At 70.4% G+C, this 2503-nt stretch carries 2 protein-coding genes; both read left to right on the top strand.

The window, feature by feature from the left end:
* Window positions 1-1515: 2-oxoacid:acceptor oxidoreductase subunit alpha (locus DAI17_RS20710; RefSeq protein ID WP_107775143.1), on the top strand; the 1515-nt coding region annotated here is incomplete at its 5' end.
* On the top strand, window positions 1512-2503 hold a 992-nt coding region (locus DAI17_RS20715), incomplete at its 3' end, for a 2-oxoacid:ferredoxin oxidoreductase subunit beta (protein ID WP_107775144.1). The genes DAI17_RS20710 and DAI17_RS20715, both read left to right, overlap by 4 nt.

The following is a 2503-nucleotide window of genomic DNA, read 5'->3' on the forward strand; positions in this document are numbered from 1 at the left end:
GTGCACCCCGTCGACCTGACCGGCATGACGGTCGCGGCGGTCAAGGAGTTCGGCCTGTCCCGCAAGGACGCCGCCCGCGCCAAGAACATGTTCGCCCTCGGCCTGCTGTCGTGGATGTACGGCCGCCCCACCGAGTCGACGATCTCGTTCCTGGAGCGCCGCTTCGCCAAGGTGCCCGACATCCGCGACGCCAACATCACGGCGTTCAAGGCCGGCTGGAACTTCGGGGAGACCACCGAGACGTTCATCGTCCGCTACGAGATCAAGCCGGCGCCGATGTCGGCGGGCACCTACCGCAACATCACCGGCAATCTCGCGCTGGCCTATGGCCTGGTCGCCGGGGGCGTCCAGTCGGGGCTCCAGGTGTTCCTGGGCTCCTACCCGATCACCCCGGCCTCCGACATCCTCCACGAGCTCAGCAAGCACAAGTCCTTCGGCGTCACGACCTTCCAGGCCGAGGACGAGATCGCCGGCGTCGGTGCCGCGATCGGCGCCTCGTTCGCCGGCCACCTCGGCGTGACGACCACGTCGGGTCCCGGCATCGCCCTAAAGTCCGAGGCCATCGGCCTCGCGGTGATGACCGAGCTGCCGCTGCTCGTCGTCGACGTGCAGCGCGGGGGTCCCTCGACCGGCCTGCCGACCAAGACCGAGCAGGCCGACCTGCTGCAGGCGATGTTCGGACGCAACGGCGAGGCGCCGGTGCCGATCGTGGCTCCGCGCTCCCCCGGGGACTGCTTCGACGCCGCCCTGGAGGCCGCCCGGATCGCCGTCACCTACCGCACCCCGGTGATGCTGCTCTCCGACGGCTACCTGGCCAACGGCTCCGAGCCCTGGCGCATCCCCGAGGTCTCCGAGCTGCCGGTCATCGACCCCTCGTTCGCCACCTCGACCAACCACGGCGAGGGGGATGACGCCGAGTTCTGGCCCTACGAGCGCGACGCCGAGACCCTGGCCCGGCCGTGGGCGATCCCCGGAACGCCGGGCCTCGAGCACCGCATCGGCGGTCTCGAGAAGGGCGACGGCCACGGCAACATCTCCTACGACCCGGCCAACCACGACTTCATGGTCCGCACCCGCCAGGCCAAGGTCGACCGGATCGCCGACTCGCTGCCCCCGCTCGAGGTCGACGACCCCGACGGCGAGGCCAAGGTGCTCGTCCTCGGCTGGGGCTCGACGTACGGACCGATCGGCGCCGGCGTACGCCGCGTGCGCAAGGCCGGCTACCAGGTCGCCCAGGCGCACCTGCGCCACCTCAACCCCTTCCCCGCCGACCTCGGCGAGGTCCTGCGCCGCTACGACAAGGTGCTGGTCCCCGAGATGAACCTCGGCCAGCTCTCCCTGCTGCTGCGCGCGAAGTACCTCGTCGACGTGGTCGGCTACAACGAGGTCCGCGGCCTCCCGCTCAAGGCCGCGGTGCTCGCGGACGTGATCGGCGGGCTCGTGGCCGAGGCCGAGGGCATCGAGGTCAACCTCGTGCCCGCGGGCAACATCGACGGAGAGGACGACATCCGATGAGCTCGACCGACCTGGGACTTCCCGGACTCCGGTCCGGCACCGAGGGCGTCCCGACCCTCGCCGAGGGCCAGACGCAGACCGGCAAGGACTTCACCTCCGACCAGGAGGTCCGCTGGTGCCCCGGCTGCGGCGACTACGCCGTCCTCAAGGCCGTCCAGTCCTTCCTGCCCGACCTCGGCCTCCGCCGCGAGAACATCGTCTTCGTCTCCGGCATCGGCTGCTCGTCGAGGTTCCCCTACTACCTCGACACCTACGGCATGCACTCCATCCACGGACGCGCCCCCTCCATCGCCACCGGCATCGCCACCGCCCGCGAAGACCTCTCCGTCTGGGTCGTCACCGGCGACGGCGACGCGCTGTCCATCGGCGGCAACCACCTCATCCACGCCCTGCGCCGCAACGTCAACATGACGATCCTGCTGTTCAACAACCGCATCTACGGCCTCACCAAGGGCCAGTACTCCCCCACCAGCGAGGCCGGCAAGGTCACCAAGTCCACCCCCATGGGCTCGGTCGACCACCCGTTCAACCCCGTCTCCCTGGCGCTGGGCGCCGAGGCGTCCTTCGTGGCCCGCACCATCGACTCCGACCGCAAGCACCTCACCGGCGTGCTCGCCGCCGCCGCCGCGCACCGCGGCACCAGCCTGGTCGAGATCTACCAGAACTGCCCGATCTTCAACGACGGCGCCTTCGACGCGATCAAGAACCCGAACACCAAGGCCGACGCCATCATCCCGCTCGTCCACGGCGAACCCATCCGGTTCGGCACCCCGACCGAGTCGGGGCTGGGCTCCAAGGCCCTGGTCCGCGACCCCGCCGGCAGCGGCGTCCTGGTCGTCGAGGCCGCCGACGTCGACGAGGCCGACATCCTCGTCCACGACGCCCACCACCCCGACCCCTCGACCGCGTTCGCGATCAGCCGGCTCACCGACGCCGGCTACCTCAACCAGTCCCCCATCGGCATCTTCCGCCAGGTCGAGCGACCGAC

It is taken from the genome of Nocardioides sediminis, from assembly GCF_003047295.1.
Lineage (GTDB): Bacteria > Actinomycetota > Actinomycetes > Propionibacteriales > Nocardioidaceae > Nocardioides > Nocardioides sediminis.